This is a genomic window from Ferrimonas sp. (assembly GCF_048263965.1).
Lineage (GTDB): Bacteria > Pseudomonadota > Gammaproteobacteria > Enterobacterales > Shewanellaceae > Ferrimonas.
Genome location: NZ_JBLXDO010000029.1, coordinates 1 through 23,422, shown reverse-complemented (window position 1 = coordinate 23,422; position 23,422 = coordinate 1). Strand labels below are relative to the sequence as shown.

The window sequence follows — 23,422 nt, the reverse complement described above, 5'->3', positions numbered from 1 at the left end:
ACACATTGTTCTATAAGATTGCACAAAAGTTCTTGTTCCAGACCAATCCGGAATTCGCCCACAACTTTGCAATCACTTCCCTGCGATGCACCGCCGGCACGCCGCTGGCGATGTTCTACAGCCAGAAGCTGCCTGCGGCCCCGGTTGAGTGCATGGGCCTGACCTTCCCTAATCCTGTGGGCCTGGCCGCCGGCATGGACAAGGATGGTGAAAGTATCGATGCTTTCGTTGCCATGGGCTTTGGCCACATTGAAGTGGGCACGGTGACGCCACGTCCTCAACCTGGTAACGACAAGCCCCGCGCTTTTCGTCTGCGTCCGGCCAAGGCGATCATCAACCGCATGGGCTTCAACAATCTCGGCGTCGACAACCTGGTCAAAAACATAAAAAACAGTAACCGGGGCGATGCCATTATTGGGGTGAATATTGGAAAGAATAAGACGACTCCGCTCGAAGAGGGTAAGAATGATTACCTCTTCTGTATGGATAAAGTCTATGAAGTGGCCGATTACATTGCGGTGAATATTTCGTCACCCAACACTCCCGGTCTGCGTTCTTTACAATATGGTGACATGCTGGATGACCTGCTTGGCTCGCTGAAAGAGAGACAAGAAACTCTGGCTAAGCAATATAGCCGTTATGTGCCTATCGCACTCAAAATTGCACCTGACCTCAGTGATGAAGAACTCAAGCAGATTTGTGACGCCCTGATCAAATTTAAATTTGATGGGGTTATCGCCACCAACACCACCCTCGACAGGGAAGCGGTCAAACACCTGCCTGAACATGTAGAGGCGGGCGGGTTATCTGGTGCACCATTGACCCAACGAGCTACTGAAGTCATTGCCAAGACTGCAGAATACCTTGATGGTGCCATGCCCATCATCGGGGTAGGGGGCATCGGCAGCGGTAAGGATGCCATGGATAAGATCGATGTGGGTGCCAAGATCGTGCAAATTTACACTGGTTTTATCTACGAAGGTCCAGAATTGATTAAGTCGATCACCGAAGATTTCCTTAAGAGAAAATAAGGATCGAACAAATAATGATCAGGCCACCGAGTGTGGCCTTTTTTATTTATTAGATCAAAAAACGATCGAGGATCCATAAGATCTCTATTTTTGATCTTTTCTTTTAATAATAAGATCCGTAAAATAATTTGTTTTATTTCTTGCTCATTCCTTAATAGATGGATTAGTATAAAATTCATCCATAAAGAAAGGATGCCTCTCATGTTGCTTATGCCCACATCAAATTGGCGTTGGTTCTTCGAACCGCAACACTCCAGGTTGGCTCTCGACCTCGGAGATGAAATGGTATTCCTCACTCCCTACGATTCGGGACAGTTAATTCCCGATGCTCTCCGTGGCATGCCATTCTGTGCCGAGCACGCCGAGTTCTACACCCGTTGCCTGCAGGAGCTGGGCAAACAGCTGAACCTGGCGGAACCCCAATTGGTGCAGATTGCGCTCAATGCCACCGCCCTGAGCTTCTTCGCACTGCCAAGGATGCCTAAGAGCTGGTACTTCAATCACAGCCAGAGCATTGTCTACAGCAAGCCCGTCAAGGTGTGCACCCTCAATACTGAGCAAGGCACCGGCCTGTTCGTGGTGGTCCAGGCGGAGGAGCGCAGTTCCCTGCTGATGCTGATCTCCGAAACTCTGGAACTGGGCGGCAACAAGCGCATGGCCCCCTTCGATGCCATCAAGGTGATGAACGATCGCCTGGCACCGGCCCCAAAGGTTGTGAGCCGGGCCTTCACTGCCGCCTGATTGGTGGTATTTCCATCAGCTTTAGGCCATTTCGGTCAGCTCTCCTCGGCACTTAAGGGTATACTACTCCCTTTAATATCAACTGCCGGAATAGCATGAAGCGTTTTTACGCCGCCGTCCCCAAGGGTCTTGAGTACCTCTTGGTGGATGAGCTGAAAGAATTGGGGGCCCAGGAGGTCCGAGAAGGCCTGGCCGTGGTTCATTTTCAGGCGGATCTGACCACAGCTTACCGTATCTGCCTCTGGTCTCGACTGGCCAGTCGGGTGGTGATGGTGATCACCGACCTGGAGTTCGACGATGCCGACGATCTCTACTATCAGGTGAAGGATATCCACTGGCCCTCCCTGTTTAACAGTCTGCGCGGCTTCATGGTGGATTTCCACGGTACCAACCGGGAGATCCGCAACAGCCAGTTTGGTGCCCTGAAGGTGAAGGACGCCGTGGTGGACTGCTTCATGGAGGAGTGCGGCCAGCGCCCCGGGATCACCAAAAAGGATCCTGAGATTCGCATTGATGCCGTGCTCAAAGGCAACAAGCTGAGCCTCGGCCTGAACTTCGCTGGCGCCCCCCTGCATCAGCGCGGCTACCGCACCGAACGTGGTCAGGCGCCCCTGAGGGAGAACCTGGCGGCCGCCATGCTGATCCGTTCCGGCTGGTCTAAAGACACCGCGCTTCCCCTGGTGGATCCCTTCTGCGGTTCCGGCACTCTGCTGATCGAAGCGGCGATGATGGCTGCCGACAAGGCGCCAGGTCTGCTTCGTGAGCACTGGGGCTTCTATGCCTGGCTGGGCCATGATGAGGCCTTGTGGCAACAGATGCACGCCGATGCCTCCCTTCGTGCCAATCGTGGCCTGAAGGCGTGCCAAACCCCTCTGGCCGGTCGCGACCTGGATGGTCAGGTGCTGACCCTGGCCAAGCACAACGCCAAACGTGCCGGCGTGCGCCATCTTATCGAGTTTGAGCAGGGTGATGCCCTGGAGGCGCGCCCCATCGGCGAACAGCCCGGTTTTGTGGTCACCAACCCTCCCTATGGCGAGCGTCTGGGCAATCTGTCCGGGCTTATCGGCCTCTACAGTGAGCTGGGACAGAACTTCAAGCGTCACTGGGGCAACTGGCGTCTGAGCCTGCTCTGTTCCGAGGAGATGCTGTTCAACGCTTTGCGGATGCGTGCCGACAAGGAGTACCGCCTGTTTAACTCCAATCTGGAGGTGAAACTGTGCAACTACGTCATCAAGGACCGATCCGAAGAGGAACTGGCCAAGGCGGCGCCGGCCCCCTTGGGTGGCGAAGAGTTCGCCAACCGTCTGCGTAAAAACCTGAAGCTGCGAAATCGCTGGCTGAAAAAACAGGATATCGACTGCTACCGCCTCTACGATGCGGACCTGCCCGATTACAATGTCGCGGTAGACCGATACCAGGACTGGATCGTGGTGCAGGAATATGCGCCGCCAAAGAGCGTTGACGAGGCTAAGGCCAAGGCACGCCTGGTGGACATCATGGGCCAGATCCCCATGGTGCTGGAGGTGGACCCTGCCCGTATCATCCTTAAGACGCGTCAGCGTCAGAAGGGCAAGAATCAGTACGAAAAGCGCAACACCCGCTCGGTAGACCTGGTGGCCAACGAGTATGGCGCCAAGTTCAAGGTGAACCTCACCGAATATCTGGATACCGGCCTGTTCCTGGACCATCGCCTGGCCAGGCAGATGATTCAGCAGAACAGCAAGGGCAAGTCCTTCCTCAACCTGTTTGCCTACACCGGCAGTGCCTCGGTGCACGCCGCTCTGGGGGGGGCCAAGTCCACCACTACAGTGGACATGTCCAACACCTACCTGGGCTGGGCCGAGGAGAACTTCGAGCTGAACGGCATTAGGGGGCGTCAGCACCAGTTTATCCAGGCAGATTGCCTGCAATGGCTGGAGCGCTGCAATCAGCAGTACGACTTCATCTTCATCGACCCGCCAACCTTCTCCAACTCCAAGCGGATGCAGGCCAGCTTCGATGTGCAGCGCGACCACCTGGTGCTGATGCGCAACCTCAAGCGCCTGCTGCGTCCCGGCGGCACCATCTTGTTCTCCAACAACAAGCGCAACTTCAAAATGGATCTCGAGGGGATGGCGGAGCTGGGTTTGAATGCCAAGAACATCAGCGCCCAGACCCTGTCCGAGGATTTTGCCCGCAACAAACAGATCCACAACGCCTGGCTGGTCAGCCATGTCTGATCCGGTTCTCTACCATACCGACGGCTGCCACCTGTGTGAGCAGGCCGCCGGTTTGCTGGCAGAGTTGGGCCAGCCATTTTCCCGGGCGGACATTGTGGACTCGCCGGAACTGGTAGAGCGCTACGGCGTCCGAATCCCCGTAGTTCAGCGCAGTGATGGCGCTGAACTGGGCTGGCCTTTTGAGCTGGCCGAACTAGAACGATTTTTGGAAGACTCATGAGCCTGATACGCATTAATGATGGCCAGCTCGCCTTTGGCCATATCCCCATGCTGGACCATGCCGAGTTCGTGTTGGAAAACCGAGAACGGGTGTGTCTGGTGGGCCGTAATGGCGCCGGTAAATCCAGCCTGCTTAAAGTCCTGGCCGGTTTGCAGGAGTTGGATGATGGCACCATCACCAGCGACAGTGGGGTGAAGATCGCCTACCTGCCCCAGGACCCGCCCAGGACCCAACAGGGCAGCGTATACCACTACGTGGCCCAGGGCCTGGCCGAAGTAGGGGACCTGCTGGAACGTTATCAGACCCTGAGTCAGAAGGTGGCCGAGGACCCCAACGAGTCCAACCTGGCCAAACTGCACCGTATCCAGGAGGAGATGGACCAGAAGGGGGCCTGGAGTGCCGAGCAACAGATTGAACAGACCCTGAGTCGCCTCCATCTCAATGGTGAGCTGCCCATGTCCGATCTCAGTGGCGGCTGGCAGCGCCGGGCCGCGTTGGCGCGGGCCCTGGTGCGCCGTCCCGATGTGCTGCTGCTCGATGAGCCCACCAACCACCTGGACATCGACGCCATCGAGTGGCTGGAGGAGCTGCTTAAGGGCTTCGACGGTAGCATCGTATTCGTCTCCCACGACCGTGGATTCATTCGCCGTGTGGCGACCCGCATTGTGGATCTGGATCGCGGCCAGTTAAACAGCTTTCCCGGCGACTACGAACGATACCTGGTGTCCAAAGAGGAGCTGCTCCGGGTAGAAGAGGACCAGGCGGCAGAATTTGACCGTAAACTGGCCCTGGAGGAGACCTGGATTCGTCAGGGGATCAAGGCCAGGCGGACCCGCAATGAAGGTCGGGTTCGGGCGCTGAAGGCTATGCGTCAGGAGCGTGCTGAGCGCATTGGGCGTCAGGGTAACGCCAACATGAAGATGGAGGAGGGCGCTCTCTCCGGCAAACTGGTGTTCGACATCAAGGGGCTGGGTTTTGCCTGGGAGGAGAAGACTATCGTCTCTCCCATGGACCGCCTTGTGACCCGGGGCGACCGCATCGCGTTGATCGGCCCCAACGGCTGTGGCAAGTCCACCTTAATCAAGCTGCTTCTCGGTAAGATCACGCCTCAGCAGGGTGAAGTGAAGCAGGGCACCAAACTGGAAGTGGCGTACTTCGATCAGCACCGTAGTGATCTGGACCTGGATAAGTCGGTGCAGGACAATGTCGCCGACGGCAAGCAAACGGTCACCATCAATGGTAAAGACCGCCATGTGCTGGGCTACCTCCAAGACTTCCTGTTTGCCCCGGCCCGGGCGCGCAGCCCTGTGCGTTCTCTCTCAGGTGGTGAGAAGAATCGACTGCTTCTGGCCAAACTCTTCCTCAAACCCGCAAATTTGCTGGTTATGGATGAACCCACCAACGATCTTGATGTCGAAACCCTTGAACTGCTCGAGGCCAAATTGGCCGAGTACTCAGGCACCCTGTTGCTGGTTTCTCACGATCGGGAATTTATCGACAATACGGTCACCAGCACCTGGTGGTTTGGGGGCAATGGACAGTGGCACGAGTATGTAGGTGGCTACAGCGATGCCCAGAGACTGGGGGCGCGATTCTACAGCGAACTGCCGGTTAGCGCCGAGTCCAAACCTGCCACCGACAAGGTGGAAAAGGAGAAAAAGGCTGAGGCCCCCAAGGCGAAGAAGCTCTCCTACAAATTACAACGTGAACTTGATGCGCTTCCTGCTAAGATGGAGGCCCTCGAAGAGGCCATCGAAGCGGCGCAGCAACAGATTGCTGATCCTGGTTTTTTTGACCAGGACCCGAATGACTCAAATAAGATTCTGGCCAAGCTGGCCGAGGATGAACAGGAATTGGAGTGGTGTTTCAGCCGATGGGAAGAGCTGGAAACCATGAAAAGTTCAGGCTAAGGGGAAACAATGAGCCTTAAGACGTTTAACTATAAGAAAACCACCCTGGCCGTTGCGCTGGTGACTGCCTGGGGTGCCCAGGCCGCAGAGCGACAGTGGCCCGCCTATGAGATCACCAACCTGAGTGATACTTTCTCCCTGGGCAACAGCCAACTTGCGGAGACCCGTAACGGCTACGCTGGCCAGATCAACGATCAGGGTGTGGTTGTGGGCATTGCCCAAGGCATCAACAACACCGCCACCGATGACGACAACAGTAACGTTGTCGGCGAAGTGGAGGACGTTGTGTACGGCACCGTGGATGCGCTGACTCCGAACACAACTCGTCCCTTCCAGGGCAACAACTTCCCCTTCGATCTCGATGAGGCTGATGCCTGGAAAGCCAATCACGCTCCTCTGGACGGTCAGCTGGCCCCCAACCTGGATGCGGACGCGACCACAGACGCTTGGTACTTCGGCATCAAGGGTAACGCCGATATTCGTGTCGGCGCGGTAACCGGCCCCCAGGAGAAGATCGACGATCCCAGCCCATCTGAGGATGACGACGATCCCTTCTTCTATGTGCGCAGCTTCGAATCTCGCGCCATTGTGCAAAACGGTGGCAACGAGCTGCTGATCGCACCTCCTTACACCACCTACGAGTCCGACAAGTCCAACGCGACCCCTCTGGACATCGGTGGCTTCTCTGCGGCGGCAGGGATCAACGACACCGACCAGATAGCCGGCTACGTCAGCACTGACATCAGTAACGGTGGTAAGAGTGCACTGGATACCTGTTGGGATCGTGAGGCGGACACCTCCGTCGATACCCCTCTGTCTGTCTGTGTTCAGGCCGCCAAGAACAACGGCAGCATCTCCTACCAGCGCCGCGGAGCGGTCTGGCAGTATGACAGTGCCGCCAACAGCGCCAGCCTGGTGCGCACCCTGGAGTTGCCCTTTACGCCAAAGGACGACGACAACACCACCTATACCGCTCAGGGCCTGGCCATCAACAACGACGGCGTGGTGGTGGGCGAGTCCAATCAGCGCAATAAAGACGGCAACCTGATGAGCTATGAGTGGGCGCAGATCTGGAAAGCAGACGGCACCATCATCAGCCCCACCGACCTGAAAAAAGACGGTCTGCGCGGTTCTACCGCCATCGGCATCAACAACAACAACATCGCAGCAGGCTCTGTGCAGCGCTACATCAGCGGCTACGTACGCACTAAGTTCTGGGTGTATGACGTCAACTCCGGTGATGAGACTTTCACCGAACCACGGGATTTCAACCCCAACTCCGAGACCGAGTTCTCCTCACTGGCCCGTGACATCAACGACGCCGGCCTGGTGGTGGGTAATATCGAAATCGATATCCAGACCGGTGTACTGCGTCGCCGTAACGGCTTTATCTACGATTACACTGCGGATCAGGCCGGCGACACCAACAACTTCGTCAACGTCAACAGCCTGCTGACCTGCGAATCTCGCGGTTATGTGGCCGATGAAGATGGCTCTACCGTCGATGCCGAAGGCAATCGCTGGTCCAAGTACACCGTGACCGACGACACCACCTTTGCCCAGTCCATCACCTACGAGGTGGATTTCACCGTGGTTGAGGCCAACAGCATCAACGAGAACGGCGACATCGTCGGTACTGCCCTGGTGCGTCTGCCTCGGGTGAAAGTGGAAGATGGCAAGGTGGTTACCGAAGAGGTGACCGACCCCAACACCGGCGAAACCGTCACCAAGGTGGTGATCGAAACCGATGGCTTCGGTAAGCCGATCACCGATCAGCTGCCACGCCCCATCGTGCTTAAAGCCAACTCCGGCGCGTCCAGCTGCACCATCCCGCTGGACACCTCCATTGACCCCGAGCCGAATGAGCGCTCCGGTGCCTCCTGGCCGCTCGCCGGGCTGTTTGCGCTGTTGCCGCTGGCCTGGTGGCGTCGACGTAAATAACCACAAACAGAGAGAAGGGGAGCAGAGGCTCCCCTTTTTTTGTATAAAATAGTGCGTTTGTTCTCAATAGCTTAATCTTGCTGTCATGCTTTTGTCTTTTTTAGGGGTTGAACGAGGCGACAAAATCGCCAATAGTGGAGGTTGAAGCGCAAGCTTCCTCAACCTGTAAAGCCTAAGAAAGAAGGATGAGTGTTAAATGAAGAGACAGAAACGGGATCGTTTGGAAAGAGCAGAATCAAGAGGATTTCAAGCCGGTTTGTCAGGGCGCTCTAAGGAACAGTGCCCCTATCAGTCCCTAGATGCAAAGATGCGGTGGTTAGGCGGCTGGCGAGATGCCATCGATAATCGAGTAACGGGACTCTTTAACAAGTAATCCATCTTAAGCCTCCAGAATCGGAGGCTTTTTTCTTAATCCCTTGTCAATTCCAGTCCTCTCGTGGGATGCTTGGTTCAGAGTTCACTCAGGGAGAGAATGATGAACGACCAGCAATTCTACGACTTTTCCGCCGAATCCAATCGCCACGAAAGCATCAGCATGGAAACCTACCGGGATACCGTGGTGCTCGTGGTCAATACCGCCAGCAACTGTGGCTTTACCCCGCAGTACGAAGGCCTGGAGAAGCTGCAGCAGCGGTATGGTGATCGCGGCTTTACTGTCCTGGCGTTTCCCTGCAACCAGTTTGGTAAGCAGGAAGCCGGGTCCGATGACGAGATACGCCAGTTCTGCGACCTGACCTTCAACATCAGCTTTCCTCTGTTTGCCAAGGTGGAGGTCAACGGCCGCGGTGCCCATCCCATCTACCAGTGGCTGAAGAGGGAGAAGGGCGGCCTGCTGGGGGATGGCATCAAGTGGAACTTCACCAAGTTCCTCATCGACCGACAGGGCAGGGTGGTGAAGCGTTATGCGCCCACCTACAAGCCAGAACTGATTCGCAAGGACATTGAAGCCTTGCTCGGATAGCAGTCGAGATAACAAAAAGGGAGCCATTGGCTCCCTTTTTTAGTTCTTTCGCCCCTGTCGGCGGCTTTAGAAAGTGCTTGTGTCCTGGAACACGCCCACTTTCAGGTCGGTGGCCTGGTAGATCAGGCGACCGTCGACCATCAGGTCGGCATCGGCCATACCCATGATCAGCTTACGGTTGATGGTGCGCTTCAGGTGAATGTGGTAAGTCACCTTCTTGGAGGTCGGCAGGATTTGGCCGGTGAACTTCACCTCACCCACACCCAGTGCACGACCCTTACCCTTGGCGCCTTGCCAGGCCAGGAAGAAGCCAACCAGCTGCCACATGGCATCCAGGCCCAGACAACCAGGCATTACCGGATCGGATTCGAAGTGGCAATCGAAGAACCACAGGTCTGGATTGATGTCCAGTTCAGCGATCAGCTCACCTTTGCCGTGCTTACCGCCGGTGTCGCTGATGCGCACAATGCGGTCAAGCATCAGCATGTTGTCTTTGGGCAGACGTGGAGAGTCGTTTCCAAAGAGTTGGCCGTGGCCGCTGGCGACAAGTTGTTCTTTGCTAAATTGGTCTACCCGCTCTACGGGCAGCTCGGCGGTAGCTTGCATAGCTGGACATCCTCTGATTAAGATGACGACAGATTAGCGAACACCTGTTCTCTGAACAACTCCGATCAGCTGAATCCGAGACGATTTTTTAATCTTTCCCACAGAGTTGGGTGGTCATCCTCTGACCCGACCAGTTGTTCAAGACGTTGTTGAACCTTGCCATACAGGCTGTTTTCAGGGTAGCGACCCTGGTCGTCAGCCTCGGCCAGCGGGATATCAGACACCAACTCCAGGGCCTGTTCCACCTTATCGACCTGATAGAGGTGGAAGCGCCCCTGTTCCACTGCTTGAATCACGTCTTTAGAGAGATTCAGCTGACGCGCGTTAGCTGTAGGCAGGATCACACCCTGGTCTCCGGTAAGACCACGGCTGTCACAAACCCGGAAAAAGCCCTCCACCTTCTGATTGATGCCGCCAATGGCCTGAACATTGCCAAACTGGTCAACCGCACCGGTCAGTGCCAGGTTCTGGGCAATGGGGGCATCGGTGATGGCGGAGATCAGGGCGCAGTACTCCGCCAGGGAGGCACTGTCGCCATCGATGGTCTGATAGGACTGTTCAAACACGATGTTGGCGTTGAGATGCAGGGGGGCATCCCGGCCAAAGAGTCGATAGAGGCAGGCTGAGAGGATCATCATCCCCTTGGCGTGGATGTTTCCGCCCAGATCAGACTTACGCTCCACGTCCGCCACTTCACCGTCACCATAATGCACCGTGGTGGTGATGCGCGCCGGTTCGCCATAACTGTGGCCGCAGTAGTCGACGACGGTCAGCCCGTTTACCTGGCCAACCATCTCACCCTGAGTCTGCACCAGCACCATCTGTTCGAGAATGGACTCGTGAGAGCTCTCTTCGATGGCATTGTGCATCTGGGTCTGGGCCATCAGGGCCTGCTCAATCTCTTGCTCGGTGACCTCATTGAGGCCGGAGGAATCCAGGCGCTTGAGCAACCGGGTCATCTCGGCCCAGCTCAGACTCAGCTTGCCCTGGTGCTCTACCAGGCGGCTGGCATGGCTGGCCAGTCGCTGCGCGGCCCCCAGAGAGAGGGGGCGGCCGCACAGTTCACTGCACAGGGTCGCCACGGCGCTGAGCCAACGGGGCAGGGCGCCTTCAACACTGATGTCCAGCTCCGGCTGACACTCGGCATAGAGGCCAATCAGGTCGCCGAAGTCCTGGTCGAAGCCACAGAGGTTGTCGTAATCCCCATTGGAGCCGATCAGCACCAGCTGGCAACGAACCTGATGTCGCTGATTCTGCTCATCCAGATAGAAGCCGCGGGCCAAAGCCTGCCTCAGAGGCCACCAGTTTGCGGGTCGCTCCAGCAGGAACTCGACCGGCAACAGCAGTAAGCCTTCGAAGCTGAGCAGGCCGGGTTTGGTGCGATCACCATAGAGTGCGGCTCGGCTGAGGATGCGATCAACCATCTTGGTTGACCGCTCATCGCCGTGATTGAGCTGGTCGATCAGTGCCAGTGGATCCAGGCCGGGTAGGGTGGCCAGATAGAGATGCTGGTCACTGCGCTGACACAGCGCCTGCCAACTGCCGACGACCCGCTCCTGTCCCAGCAGAAGGGGAGCATCAGGCTGCGGATGAAAGCCGGCGTCTGAGCCGAACTGAATGGCCAGTTGAACTGCACTGAGCCGATAATGTTGCCGATTGACCAAGTGGCCGGTCTCCAAGGGGGAAAAGGGGCGACTATACCATAACTGTTAACCAAAACTGAGGACCTTGCAGTACCTTTGGAACGTGATACTGTATATGCATACAGTTACTTGGCGAAGCGCGGAAAAATGACACCTAAGGCCATGCCACTGTTCGATACCCTGAGTCGGTTCGAACACCCCAATCACAGCGTCAATCAATATCTGGCTCGGCTTATTCAAAGCGGCATTGATGACGCTGGAGTGACCTATGAACACTGCTATGACTGGCTGCTGGAACAGCGCAGCATAGAGAACAACTTCAAGAGTCACCGCAGCGAACTGACCATCTTCCTTCACTGGCTGTGGCAGGTAGAGCAGCGCACCATAGTTCAGGTCGACAGGCAGGTGCTGTCCCGTTACCTGGAGTATTGTCGGCAGCCGCCCATGGAGCAGATTGGCTTTTGCAATCTGCCTCAGTTTAAGGAGGTACAGGGAGAACGCACTCCCAATGAAAAGTGGCGGCCATTTTTGGGCAAACTCAAAGACGGTGAGCCTTTGGCTTATCAACTGTCGCATTCGGCGATACGTACTAAGCTGGCGCTGCTGTCGGCGTTTTTCAGCTATCTCATCGACGTGGATTTCCTGGATCGCAACCCGGCGGCCATCTTGCTGCGGGCCGGTCGCTATAAGCTGAGCCAGCAGCATCAACGTGCCGGCGAAGACGATGAGCAGCTCAAAGCCTTCAGTGAACTGCAGTGGTCCTATGTGATGGAGTGCTGCGACCGGATGGCCGAAGCGGAGCCAGAGGTGCATGAGCGCACGCGTTTTCTGATTCATTTGATGTACAGCTGTTATCTGCGAATCTCAGAGGTGGCTGCCAGGCCTGGATACACACCGGTGATGGGTCAGTTTCGCCGCGACAGAAAGACCGGTGTCTGGGGATTCTTTGTGCCCATGAGCAAGTCGGGCAAATCCGGCACTGTGGCGGTGTCCGATCAGCTGCTGGCATCGCTGAAACGCTACCGAATCTTCCTAGGGCTCAGTGAACTGCCGGGGCCGGACGAACAGACGCCGCTGCTTATCCGTCACAAGGCGTCGGGCCGTGGCCGGGACGCCGGGGTTCGCCAGGCCAATCTGGGGATTCGTCAGCTGAGGGAGATCATCGACGCGGTGATTGTCGCGGCGGCTGAATTGGCAGAGGCAAATGGAATGAGTCAGGACGCCGCGGAGATGCGCGCGCTCTCCAGCCACAGTTTGCGCCACACAGGCATCAGTCACGACATCAATCTGCACGGCCGACCATTGTCCCATGTGCAGGCGGACGCACGACACGACAGCATCGATACCACCAGTCGTTATCTGCACACCAGCCGGGTTGAACGCCACGAGACCGCAGCGCGCAAACCCATGGACACCTTGGCCCGGTAAAGCCGATAACGCCATTTATCGGCATTGGGGCAAGCGACAGCCCCAGTGCCTGAGGCTCCCATACCAATATGCGCACAATGTATATTATGGTAAATTACATTTAAGGCTCTCCAATCTTGCCAAACCGGCCCACGCTTGGTCACACAGAGACTCATTCCCTACAGCGCTGCCCTAGCTTGAATTTGGCGCGTCATGAATATCCAGCCCTGAACTTGATAATGTTCTGAAAACTAACGATGTTAGAAAGACCTACCCAGGGAGTCGCGGTGTGGTCTCCTGCCATTAAAAGGAAAGAACAACAGATGAGCTCAGTCCCCGGTCGTGGCGGGTTAACCCGAGTATTGGATGGCATCGAAGTCGTTGGCAACAAACTGCCCGACCCGGCGATGCTGTTTCTTATTTTGATGGTGCTGGTGTGGGCAGTCTCCGCCGCACTGTCCGGTTTCAGTTTTACCGAAATTGATCCGCGCAGTGGCTCAGCCGTGGTGATCACCAACCTGCTTACCGCTGAAGCCCTGACCGTGTTTCTCACCAACCTGGTGGGCACCTTTACCGCGTTTGCCCCTTTAGGCGTCGTGCTGGTGTCGATGCTGGGTGTTGGCGTGGCAGAACACTCGGGGTTTATCAATACTGCGCTCAAAAAGATGCTCAAGGTGACCCCGGCAAAACTGATGACCCCCGCCGTGGCCGTGGTCGGCATTGTCTCTCACACCGCCACCGATGCTGGCTATGTGGTGGTCATTCCTCTAGCTGGCGTGATCTTCTATGCCATGGGCCGTCACCCCATTGCCGGAATCATGGCGGCCTTTGCCGGGGTGTCCGGCGGCTTTTGTGCCAACTTCATTCCGTCGGCCATCGACCCGTTGCTGCAGTCCTTTACCGAAGCCGCTGCGCAGACCATAGACCCCAACATCAGCCTGAATCCACTGAACAACTGGTTCTTTGCCGCCTCCTCGACCATCCCAATCATCCTGATCATCTGGTATCTGACCGACAAGGTGATGGAGCCTCGCCTGCTGACGTCTGCGCCGCTGAATGACGATGTGGACACACCAGAGATGGACGGCATCTCCGCCCAGGAGAACCGCGCATTTCGCTGGGCCAATCTGTCTATGCTTCTGGCTATGGCATTGGTGGCGCTGGCTGCCTTTCCCGAAAACTCTACCCTGCGTGATGCCAACGGCTCACTGGCGAGCTTCAGTGCACCGCTGATGAAGTCCATTGTGCCCCTCATCTTTATCTTCTTTGTGATACCGGGCGTGGTCTTTGGTTACCTCAATGGCCAGTTCAGTCGCTCTGTCGATGTGATCAGGGCGATGACCAAATCGATGGAAGGCATGGGCGCCTACATCGTCATGGCCTTCTTCTGCGCCCAGTTCATTGCCGCCTTTTCGGCTTCAAATCTTGGGGTGCTTATTGCGGTAAAAGGCGCCGCCTTCCTGGAGTCCTTGGGCATGCCCGCCACGGTAACCATAGTTGGACTGGTGATCCTGGTTGGCTTTGTCAATCTGTTCATGGGCAGCGCTTCCGCAAAGTGGGCGCTGATTGGGCCGGTGTTGGTGCCGATGCTGATGCAGTTGAACATCTCCCCGGATCTGTCCCAGGCGGCCTATCGTATCGGCGACTCCTCAACCAACATCATCACGCCGCTGATGCCGTACTTTCCCCTGGTGGTGGTCTATTGCCAAAAATACGTTAAGAGTACCGGCATTGGCACTCTGATTGCCGCAATGCTGCCCTACTCTATTGCCTTGCTGGCGTGTTGGACCCTGTGGTTGCTGCTGTACTGGAGCCTTGGCCTGCCTCTGGGGCTGAATGCCAGCTATACCTATGGGCTGTAATCTCAGTACCCTAGGAAGAATAGCCCGATGGTGCCCCCCGTTGAGGAGCGACACAGACACCAGATTTGAGCACAAATCGATAATTAAAACGGTCAGTCGGAGTTAAGGTGAAAAAAGTCGTTGTGATTGGAAAGCCAGGTAGCGGCAAGTCCACCCTAAGCAGGCAGCTTTCCCAGGCCCGAGCCATGCCTCTGTACCCGTTAGATTCCATCCTGTATCACCCCGATGGCTCAAGAAGGGGAAGTGACGACTATACACGGGAGCATGATCTAGTACTGAGGTCAGAGCGCTGGATCATCGATGGCTTTGGTACTCCGGGGCTCCTGAACAAACAGATTGAACACGCTGATACGGTGATCTACATCGATTTGCCCTATCCGATTAGCTACTGGTTGGTGACCAAACGGATGCTAAAGGGCGCGATCATCAAGCCCAAAGGATGGCCGGAAGGCAGTTCGGTGATCAAAGGTAGCATTCAAAGCTACAAGACCCTGCGTTTGTGCCCAGGGTTTTGGAATGAAAAGTTTCTGGTTCAGCTTAAGGCGCGTTGTGAAGACAAAGCGCTGCATGTCATCCGCTCGCTCAAGGAATTAGAGGGTTTCTCCAAACAAGTCATCAAACAGACATAAGTGCTTTTCCAGCCTGCGATCGTGTGCGGACAGTAAAAGTGTCCGCACCGGACACTTCGGACAGACCGGACACCACCACCCCACCCTGGCAAACCAATAATATCTTAGTATTACAGTGCATTAGGCGATTTCATTCCTGTTGGCACAGCTCCTGCAAACGTAACAGTAATCGATAAATCAGTTACAAACGGACACTGTGATGATTCAGGATACCTCAGGACAAGATGTCTCCCGCCAGAGCAAGCCTAAGCGCCGCTGGCTGGCGCCGGCCTTTGGGTTGTGCCTGGTGTTGGCCAGCAGCGGCTATCTCTGGGCGAGCTATGGTCAGGGTCAACAAAGCGTGCGCGGCAGCCGGCTGCAACTGGCCACCGTTGAGCGTGGCGACATGGTTCGTGAAATTGCCGCCCGCGGCCGCATCGTCGCCGCCAATGCACCGGTGATCTACAGCCCCTCCGCCGGGCGCATCTCCTTGAAGGTTCAGCCGGGTCAACTGGTGGAGACAGGTCAACCTCTGGCGGTGATTGACAGCCCTGAGCTGGAATCGGAACTGTCCCAGGAGCAGGCAGTAGCAGCCAGCCTGGCCCTGGGTCTTCAGCGCCGGCAACTGGACGCCCGCCGTAAGGAACTGGAACTTCAACGTCGGCTGGATCAGGCCAAGGTGACACTGGTGGCGGCGGAGCGGGAGAAACGCCGGGCCGACAAAGCGGCGCAAACCTCCCTCATCAGCGACATCGACCACCAGAAAGCCCAGGATGAGTTTGCCAGCGCCAAGATCGCCTTTCATCACGCCAAGCAGGAGATTGCCCTGGCCCGCGATACCCTGAAATTCGAGCAACAGGCCGCCGAAGTGGAGCTGAAGCGACAGAACCTCAAAGTCGCCGAACTCAGCCGCCAGGTGGATGCCCTCGCCCTACTCTCTCCGCTTTCCGGCCTGGTGGGCAACACCTTGGTGGAGGAGCGCGAACAGGTCGCGGATAACCAGGCGCTGCTCTCCGTGGTCAGTCTGACCGACTACCAGGCAGAGCTTGAAGTACCCGAGAGTTACGCCGACGAACTGGGACTAACCATGCCAGTGGAGTTGTCCGTTGGCGGACAGGCGGTAAGAGGCGAGATCGCCGGGATCTCTCCGGAGATTGTCGCCAATCAGGTCACGGTGCGCGTCAGTTTCGACGGCAGCGACCTGCGTCTGCGTCAGAATCAGCGGCTGACAGCCCGAATTCTGCTGGAGTCTCTGGAAAATGTGCTGATGGTGCGCCGCGGCGCCTTCGTTCAGTCCGGCCATGGCCGAATCGCATACCGGGTGGAGGGGCAGCTGGCCCACAAGACCCCGCTTTCACTGGGCGCCACCAGCCTGACCCACGTCGAAGTTGTCGACGGGCTCAGCGTTGGCGACCAGATCATCATTTCCGATCTCTCAGGGCTGCTTCAGAGCAGCGAGATCATCATCAAATAAAGGAGTGCCTCATGCTGCACATGGATAACATTGGCAAGGTGTTTCGCACCGACCTTATCGAAACCCACGCCCTGAGAGGCTTTCATCTGGAGGTGAAAGAGGGAGAGTTTGTGGCGGTGACCGGTCCTTCCGGTTCAGGCAAAACCACCTTCCTGAACATCGCCGGTTTGCTGGAAAGCGCCAGCAGTGGCCGTTACTACCTGGATGGTGAAGAGATCAGCATGCTCACCGACCGGGAGCGCTCCCAGTTGCGTAACGAGAAGATTGGCTTCATTTTCCAGGGCTACAACCTGTTGCCGGACCTCAACCTGTTCGACAACGTGGATGTGCCCCTGCGCTATCGCGGATTTAATGCCAGCGAGCGCAAGCGCCGCATCGAGCAGGCACTGGAACAGGTCGGTCTGGCGGCCCGGATGAAGCACCTGCCATCACAGCTGTCCGGCGGACAGCAGCAGCGTGTCGCCATCGCCCGAGCCCTGGCCGGTGAACCGCGTATCCTGCTGGCCGATGAACCCACCGGCAACCTGGACTCCATGATGGCCCGTCAGGTGATGGAACTGCTGCGCGACATCAACCGCAATGGCACCACCATCATCATGGTGACCCACGACGCCGAGCAGGCGGCCCAGACTCAGCGAAACATCCACATCGTCGACGGCCAGGTGTGCGATCTGGCGATGCTCAATCGCCGTCGTGCCCCGGAAACCGCAGCCGCCCAGGCCTGAGGAGACAACCATGCTTGCTTACTACCTGAAGTTGGCCTGGCTCAGCCTGAAACAGAGCCCGGTGATCAGCGCCCTGATGGTGCTGGCCATCGCCATTGGCATAGGCACGGCGGGAACCAGCCTGACGGTGCACTACACCATGAGCCATAACCCCATGGCCCACAAGGATGACCGACTCTATGCCCTGCAGCTCAAGAGTCACGCAGACACCCACAATACCGGCACCGAGGATGGGCTCTATTACCAGATCACCTATCAGGATGCGGCTAACCTGAGTCAACAGGCAGGACCGGTGCGTCAGTCTCCCATGATTCGCACCGGCTTTACCGTGAAACCAACCAAGCCCGATGCCTACCCCTTTATTGCCGATGGCCGCGCCGCCACCCGCGACTTCTTTCCCATGTTCGAGGTGAGCTTTATCCACGGCGCTCCCTGGAGTGCTGAACAGGATCAGCTTGCCTCCCCGGTCACTGTCATCAGTCAGAGCCTTAACGACAAGCTGTTTGGCGGGGGCGACAACGTCGGCAAGACCATCGATGCCAATGGCAAAAGCTACACCGTGGTGGGCATTGTCGAAGACTACCGGCCCCAGCCGCTGTTCTATGACGTCAACAACGGCGCCTTCCATATGCACGAGGAGATGTTTATCCCCTTCAGCCTGCTGCCGGTGCACGAGGTCGAGGCCTGGGGTAACACCAACGGCTGGAAACAGGAGGAGATCAACAGCTATGCAGACAGGCTCACGTCAGAGCAGTATTGGGTTCAGTACTGGGTCGAACTTGATGGGCCTGAGCACAAGTCAGCCTATTTGCAGCAGCTGACGGCCTATATCGAGCAGCAGAAGGCTTTGGGGCGCTTCCCGTCGGAAACCGCCAACGCCAGCCTTCGTACTGTGGGTCAGTGGCTGGAATACAACGAGGTGGTCAGCGAGGACAACCGTATCCTGCTGGCACTCTCTTTCCTGTTCCTGCTGGTGTGTCTGGTGAATATGGTCGGGCTGCTGCTGGCGAAGTTTCTGCGCCGGGCCAACCACGCCGGTATTCGCCGGGCGTTGGGTGCCAGTCAAAGCCAGATCCTGGCGCAGCACCTGATGGAAGTGATGGTGATTGGTGTGTTGGGAGGCCTGTTGGGCAGCCTGTTCTCCCTGTTTGGCCTGGCGGGACTGAGACAGCTTTACCCCGGCTATGACCAGTTGGCGCGGATGGATTTCACCATCTTGGCGGCGCTGATGGCGCTGTCCCTGGTGGCGGCTCTGCTTGCCGGATTGTTTCCGGCCTGGCGCATCGGCCGGACCAACCCTGCCACTTACCTCAAAAGCCAGTAGGAGAACACCATGTTTGAGATAAAACCCATCTTCTCAGCCCTGCTGCGCAGTAAGAGCGGGCCGTTACTGATCATACTGCAACTGGCCCTGACCCTGGCGGTGGTGGCCAATGCGGGCCACATTATCCAGGAGCGCCTGGAGTTAATGGCCAGAGACACCGGCATTGCCGAATCCGAGCTCATTGGCTTCACCGTGTCCGAGATGCACATGGACAAGGATTTCATCAATCAGCGGCGCCAGGATGAACAGGCTCTTCGTGCCATCCCCGATGTTATCGACGCGTCGGCCAGTAACCAGATCCCCCTGACCAACAGTGGCAGCTCCACCACCATCACCTCCAGCCTGGATGATAACGGGGTGGATCTGAATGTCGGCTACTTCCAGGGTAATGAGCACCTGTTTACCACCCTGGGCTTGAGCCTGGTGGAGGGCCGGGCCTTTACCGCCAACGACATCATGACCGATTTCAAAATGGGTGCCCTGCCTACCCAGGTGATGCTGAGCCGCTACGCCGCCGAGCTCTATTTTCCTGGCGACAGTGCCGTGGGCAAACAGGTGTACCTGCGAGAGACCCCCATCGAAGTCATAGGGGTCTACGACAGGTTGCAGACTCCCTGGACCCACAGGAATCATACCTATGCCAGCGCCCTCATCCCCATGGAGAACGCCTCCTTCTTCGCCCGTTACCTGGTGCGCGCCGAAGCGGGACAGCGGGACGAGGTACTGAAGCTGATCGAGGAGACCTTACTCAAGGTGGACCCGGATCGGGTGATCAGCGGTTTGCGTACCTTTGATCAGATCCGTGACCGGGCCTATCGCAACGACAACGCCATGGCCAAGATGCTGGGGGTGGTGATTGTGCTGTTGCTGGTGGTCACCGCCCTGGGTGTGGTCGGGCTGGCCAGCTACAGCGTGGGTCAACGCCGCAAACAGATTGGCACTCGTCGCGCCCTGGGCGCCACCCGCAGCGCCATCGTTCGCCATTTCCTGACGGAAAACCTGATGATCTGCCTGGCGGGCGTCTTCCTCGGCAGCCTGGGCGCCTTGGCGCTCAGCCAGTATCTGATGAACCACTATGAGTTGACCCGACTGCCGCTGTTCTACCTCTGGACCACCCTGGTAGGCTTGGTGGTACTGAGCCAAATGGCTGCGGCGGCCCCGGCACTGCGAGCAGCACGTATCTCCCCGGCGCTGGCCACCCGGTCAGTTTAATGGGGTACTGGATACTATGTTAAAAATCCGTAACCTATGGGGAACCCATCAAGGAGAAGTGTGGCCATGGACAGGATCTTAATCATCGACGATAACCCGGCAATCGGAGAGGCCCTCTCTTTGCTGCTGGAGCTCGATGGCCACAGCCCGTTGTGCTGCAGTTCTCCTGACGAGGCACTGGAGGTGTTGGAGCAGGAGGAGATTGCCCTGGTGATTCAGGACATGAACTTCAGTGCTGACACCACCTCCGGTGAGGAGGGGCGCACCCTCTTCCACCAGCTTCAGGCCAAACAACCTGGCTTGCCCATCATTTTACTCACCGCCTGGACCGATCTGGCCATGGCGGTCGAGCTGGTCAAGGCTGGCGCGGCGGACTACCTGGGTAAGCCCTGGGATGACCAAAAGCTGCGCCTGACGGTGAGCAACTTGCTGGAACTCTCCCGTCTGCGCAGACAGGAGCGTGCCCGCCAGTATCAGCAGGCCAACCAGCTTAACCAACTCTCAGGCTTTGACCTCTGCGGCATGCAGGTGCACAGCCCGGCCATGGTCTCCCTGCTGGAGACCGCCACCCGGGTGGCCCCTTCGGATCTTCCGGTGCTGATCACCGGCCCCAATGGCGCAGGCAAGGAGCGGATCGCCGACATTCTCCAGGCAAACTCGCCCCTGAGTGACAAACCCTTTATCAAGGTGAACGTCGGCGCCCTGCCCGCAGAACTGATGGAGGCAGAGCTCTTTGGGGCCGAGGCCGGCGCCTACACCGGCGCCAGCAAGACCCGGGTTGGCCGCTTTGAGGCGGCCGACGGTGGCACCCTGTTCTTGGATGAGCTGGGTAATCTGCCCTTGTCCGGTCAGGTAAAGTTGCTGCGGGTACTGCAGACCGGTGAGTTTGAGCGTCTCGGCAGCCACCAGACCCGTAAGGTCAAGGTCAGGGTGATCAGTGCCACCAACGCCGATCTGCCTGCCGCCATCGCTGCCGGTGGGTTTCGCGAGGATCTCTACTACCGGCTCAACGTGGTGCAACTTGCCCTGCCGCCACTGGCGGAGCGCCCCGAAGAGATCCTGCCTCTGGCCTATCATTTCCTCGGCGATAAAGCCGAGTTACAGGAGGACGCAAAAGCGGCCCTGTTGGCCCACCCCTGGCCGGGTAACGTTCGTGAACTGGAGAACGCCATTTCTCGAGCCAGTCTGCTGAATCAGAACGGAAAGATCACCGCCAGTGATCTGGCCCTGCAGGTACCACCACCGGTTGCGGCAATCGCACCGACTGAGCTGGACAGCCAGGCTATTACCCAGGCGTTGGCCCGTCATGGCGGCGTGATCGCCCGGGCGGCACGAGCGCTGGGCGTGTCACGTCAGCAACTCTACCGCCGAATGGAGAAATTGGGGATGGAACGTTGAGCCTGAGACTCCTGCTTGTAGTGATGTCGCTGCTGGCCGCTGTACTGGCTGCGGTCATCGCCAAGGCGATACAACTCTTTCTTCCCAGCTTTGGACCGATGCCCGCCTGGGTGGAACTGGCGGTATTGGTCACCCTGCTCTTCCTGCCTCTGGTCAGCCTGCTGTTCTACCTGACCCGGCCGCTGCGCCAAGGCCTGGCGTCTCTGGAGGCCGGTGTGCTCAATTTTTCCGATTCCGATTTCAGTGCCTCATTGCCGGTGCGAGGGTCACCGGAGATCAGAGCACTGTCGACCCACTACAACCAGATGGCGGTCAAACTGCGTCAGGAGCGCTACACCCTGCACCAACGGGAGTTGATCCTCGATAAGGTGATACAAAACTCGCCGGTGATGGTGCTGCTGACCGATCAGGATCGCCGCATTATTCTGGCAAACCGGGAAACCGAGCGGTTTTTCGGTCAAAGCCAGCTGGAGGGCCTGTCTCTCGATGTGCTTTTGCAGAATCAACCAGACGCGGTGGGCGACATGCTAAGGGCTCATCAGGATGGTCTGTACCAGCTAAAGCTCGGCGAAGGCAGCAGCGACACCTATCATCTGGTGCAGGGCCGGTTCCAACTGCACAATCGAGCCCACCGGCTGATCCTGGCCCGCTGTCTGACCCGGGAGCTGGCCCGACAGGAAGCGGCGGCCTGGAAGAAGGTGATCCGGGTAATCAGCCACGAACTCAACAACAGCCTGGCGCCCATCAGTTCAATGAGCCACAGTGGCCGAGCCCTGTTGGATGCACAGAGCGATCCCAGGCTGCACAGGGTGTTCAACACCATCGAAGAGCGCTGTGACAGCCTGAATCGATTCATTCAGGGCTACGCCACCTTCGCCAAGCTTCCTGCCCCGCGCCCCGAAGCGGTAGACTGGACGAAGTTTATCCACGGGTTGTCGGCGCAGTATGGGTTTCACCTGCAGGGGAGCCTACCCAAACACCCAGGCTGGTTTGACCCCAGTCAGGTGGAGCGAGTGCTGGTAAACCTGCTGAAAAATGCCGCGGAAAGCGGCAGCGATAAGGAAGCAATCACCCTGTCCGTCATTGCCGATGATGTTGGCGTACAGATGGTGGTCAGGGACAGAGGCAGCGGCATGAACCCGGCTGTACTGGATCAGGCACTGCTGCCCTTCTACTCCACCAAACATCAGGGTACCGGTCTGGGTTTGGCGCTTTGCAGGGAGATTGCCGAAGCCCACGGTGGCCAGATTCAGCTGCAAAACCGCCAGGGTGGCGGCTTAAAGGCAGCGATTTGGCTGCCGGGACGTAACAATGATTAAGCCCATTCATGCCCTGTCGACAACGGTCGTTTATTGGTTTCTTTCTGCGTAATCCGCTTTGGTGATCGTGTAGATTTCGCAATCTATCTGCCTGATGGGTTGCGTATGGCTGTAGGTTTCACCAATTCTCCCTGCGACCTGTTTAGAGGCGTGGTTGTCAGGGTGAATAATGCTGATTACCGAAGCCAACTTTAAATGATCAAACGCCCACTGGAGCGACGCATTTGCCGCCTCGGTGGCATAACCTTTCCCCCAATGCTTGGGGCTGATCCCCCAGCCCAACTCGACCCCTGGCCAACCTTCCGGCTCCCATAAACCTACACGGCCAATGAGTTCACCTGTCTCGGCAAGCTCTACAGCCCAGAGGCCGAAACCCTTTAGCGCCCAATGACCGGCAAATACGGCCAAAACCCGCCAACTGTCTTCGCGGGACAAAGGCTGCCCATTGCCAAGGTATTGGACAAACCGAGGATCGGCATTGAGTGCAGATAAGGCCTCTGCATCGCTATTGTTCCACCCTCTGAGGGTGAGCCTCTGTGTTTTGATAACGGGTATTGTCATTAAAGCTCCCTGTGAAACAGCCGCATGCTGCGATAGTGAACCACTGATAAAGTCGGCGCATAGTACATCAGCATGGATAGTCTAGACAGGCGCGAACGGCCAATCAGAGCAGTCAAAACAGCACTTCAGAGGTATGTAGTGGTTTAATGATCCCGGACACCGCTTTAGGTGGTAAAGTCGCCACCGTAACAAGAGGTGTTCAATGACAAGAAAGCGTCGCTCATTCACTGCGGAGTTCAAACTGGAAGCCGCATGCCTGG

Annotated in this window: 20 protein-coding genes; 17 read left to right on the top strand and 3 right to left on the bottom strand. The window is 57.3% G+C overall.

The annotated features are described in order from the left end of the window. Positions 1 to 5 precede the first annotated feature (5 nt). From pyrD to ACN0RV_RS18180, 8 genes are all read left to right on the top strand, one after another. On the top strand, positions 6 to 1,031 hold the full coding sequence (gene pyrD, locus ACN0RV_RS18215) for a quinone-dependent dihydroorotate dehydrogenase (protein WP_417349870.1): 1,026 nt from the start codon (positions 6 to 8) through the stop codon (positions 1,029 to 1,031). 192 nt (positions 1,032 to 1,223) lie between these two features. After that, positions 1,224 to 1,772, top strand: coding sequence for a cell division protein ZapC (locus ACN0RV_RS18210; protein ID WP_417349868.1), 549 nt, complete (start codon positions 1,224 to 1,226; stop codon positions 1,770 to 1,772). Between the two features lie 95 nt (positions 1,773 to 1,867). Then, positions 1,868 to 3,991: a bifunctional 23S rRNA (guanine(2069)-N(7))-methyltransferase RlmK/23S rRNA (guanine(2445)-N(2))-methyltransferase RlmL gene (gene rlmKL, locus ACN0RV_RS18205; RefSeq protein WP_417349866.1), complete on the top strand. Its 2,124-nt coding sequence runs from the start codon at positions 1,868 to 1,870 to the stop codon at positions 3,989 to 3,991. Continuing rightward, positions 3,984 to 4,211 (top strand): glutaredoxin family protein, encoded by a 228-nt coding sequence (locus ACN0RV_RS18200; RefSeq protein WP_417349864.1) that lies wholly within the window; start codon positions 3,984 to 3,986, stop codon positions 4,209 to 4,211. The genes rlmKL and ACN0RV_RS18200 overlap by 8 nt, the downstream gene beginning before the upstream one ends. Next, positions 4,208 to 6,121: an ABC transporter ATP-binding protein gene (locus ACN0RV_RS18195; RefSeq protein WP_417349863.1), complete on the top strand. Its 1,914-nt coding sequence runs from the start codon at positions 4,208 to 4,210 to the stop codon at positions 6,119 to 6,121. The genes ACN0RV_RS18200 and ACN0RV_RS18195 overlap by 4 nt, the downstream gene beginning before the upstream one ends. 9 nt (positions 6,122 to 6,130) lie before the next feature. Further along, positions 6,131 to 8,062: a DUF3466 family protein gene (locus ACN0RV_RS18190; RefSeq protein WP_417349862.1), complete on the top strand. Its 1,932-nt coding sequence runs from the start codon at positions 6,131 to 6,133 to the stop codon at positions 8,060 to 8,062. 196 nt (positions 8,063 to 8,258) lie between these two features. Next, positions 8,259 to 8,435 carry a ribosome modulation factor gene (gene rmf, locus ACN0RV_RS18185; RefSeq protein WP_084643812.1) on the top strand — a complete coding sequence of 59 codons (177 nt, stop codon included), beginning with the start codon at positions 8,259 to 8,261 and terminating at the stop codon, positions 8,433 to 8,435. Positions 8,436 to 8,537: 102 nt separating this feature from the next. Continuing rightward, entirely contained in the window at positions 8,538 to 9,023 is a 486-nt protein-coding gene (locus tag ACN0RV_RS18180) for a glutathione peroxidase (RefSeq protein WP_417349860.1), read from the top strand. 66 nt (positions 9,024 to 9,089) lie between these two features. On the opposite strand, the gene fabA is transcribed toward ACN0RV_RS18180, so the two are convergent. After that, a complete protein-coding gene (fabA, locus tag ACN0RV_RS18175; RefSeq protein WP_417349858.1) occupies positions 9,090 to 9,629 on the bottom strand; it encodes a bifunctional 3-hydroxydecanoyl-ACP dehydratase/trans-2-decenoyl-ACP isomerase in 540 nt (179 codons plus the stop codon). 65 nt (positions 9,630 to 9,694) lie between these two features. After that, on the bottom strand, positions 9,695 to 11,293 hold the full coding sequence (locus tag ACN0RV_RS18170; protein WP_417349856.1) for a S16 family serine protease: 1,599 nt from the start codon (positions 11,291 to 11,293) through the stop codon (positions 9,695 to 9,697). A 126-nt stretch (positions 11,294 to 11,419) separates the two neighbouring features. Here ACN0RV_RS18170 and ACN0RV_RS18165 point away from each other — a divergent pair, with 126 nt between their 5' ends. The 9 genes from ACN0RV_RS18165 to ACN0RV_RS18125 all read left to right on the top strand — a co-directional run bounded on the left by ACN0RV_RS18165 (position 11,420) and on the right by ACN0RV_RS18125 (position 22,601). Then, complete coding sequence (locus tag ACN0RV_RS18165; protein WP_417349855.1) at positions 11,420 to 12,700, top strand: tyrosine-type recombinase/integrase; 1,281 nt, start codon at positions 11,420 to 11,422, stop codon at positions 12,698 to 12,700. A gap of 302 nt (positions 12,701 to 13,002) precedes the next feature. Further along, complete coding sequence (locus ACN0RV_RS18160) at positions 13,003 to 14,541, top strand: AbgT family transporter (RefSeq protein ID WP_417349854.1); 1,539 nt, start codon at positions 13,003 to 13,005, stop codon at positions 14,539 to 14,541. Between the two features lie 107 nt (positions 14,542 to 14,648). Further along, positions 14,649 to 15,170, top strand: a complete 522-nt coding sequence (locus ACN0RV_RS18155; protein ID WP_417349853.1) for an adenylate kinase — start codon at positions 14,649 to 14,651, stop codon at positions 15,168 to 15,170. Between the two features lie 199 nt (positions 15,171 to 15,369). Further along, positions 15,370 to 16,623, top strand: coding sequence for an efflux RND transporter periplasmic adaptor subunit (locus tag ACN0RV_RS18150; RefSeq protein WP_417349852.1), 1,254 nt, complete (start codon positions 15,370 to 15,372; stop codon positions 16,621 to 16,623). Between the two features lie 11 nt (positions 16,624 to 16,634). Beyond that, a complete protein-coding gene (locus ACN0RV_RS18145) occupies positions 16,635 to 17,348 on the top strand; it encodes an ABC transporter ATP-binding protein (RefSeq protein WP_417349850.1) in 714 nt (237 codons plus the stop codon). A gap of 10 nt (positions 17,349 to 17,358) precedes the next feature. Continuing rightward, complete coding sequence (locus ACN0RV_RS18140; protein ID WP_417349848.1) at positions 17,359 to 18,672, top strand: ABC transporter permease; 1,314 nt, start codon at positions 17,359 to 17,361, stop codon at positions 18,670 to 18,672. Between the two features lie 9 nt (positions 18,673 to 18,681). Then, positions 18,682 to 19,884, top strand: coding sequence for an ABC transporter permease (locus ACN0RV_RS18135; protein WP_417349846.1), 1,203 nt, complete (start codon positions 18,682 to 18,684; stop codon positions 19,882 to 19,884). A gap of 66 nt (positions 19,885 to 19,950) precedes the next feature. After that, positions 19,951 to 21,282 carry a sigma-54-dependent transcriptional regulator gene (locus ACN0RV_RS18130; RefSeq protein ID WP_417349844.1) on the top strand — a complete coding sequence of 444 codons (1,332 nt, stop codon included), beginning with the start codon at positions 19,951 to 19,953 and terminating at the stop codon, positions 21,280 to 21,282. Next, positions 21,279 to 22,601 (top strand): sensor histidine kinase, encoded by a 1,323-nt coding sequence (locus tag ACN0RV_RS18125; protein WP_417349842.1) that lies wholly within the window; start codon positions 21,279 to 21,281, stop codon positions 22,599 to 22,601. Before ACN0RV_RS18130 ends, ACN0RV_RS18125 begins: the two co-directional genes overlap by 4 nt. Positions 22,602 to 22,631: 30 nt before the next feature. On the opposite strand, the gene ACN0RV_RS18120 is transcribed toward ACN0RV_RS18125, so the two are convergent. Beyond that, positions 22,632 to 23,162 carry a GNAT family N-acetyltransferase gene (locus ACN0RV_RS18120; RefSeq protein WP_417349840.1) on the bottom strand — a complete coding sequence of 177 codons (531 nt, stop codon included), beginning with the start codon at positions 23,160 to 23,162 and terminating at the stop codon, positions 22,632 to 22,634. Between the last annotated feature and the right edge of the window lie 260 nt (positions 23,163 to 23,422).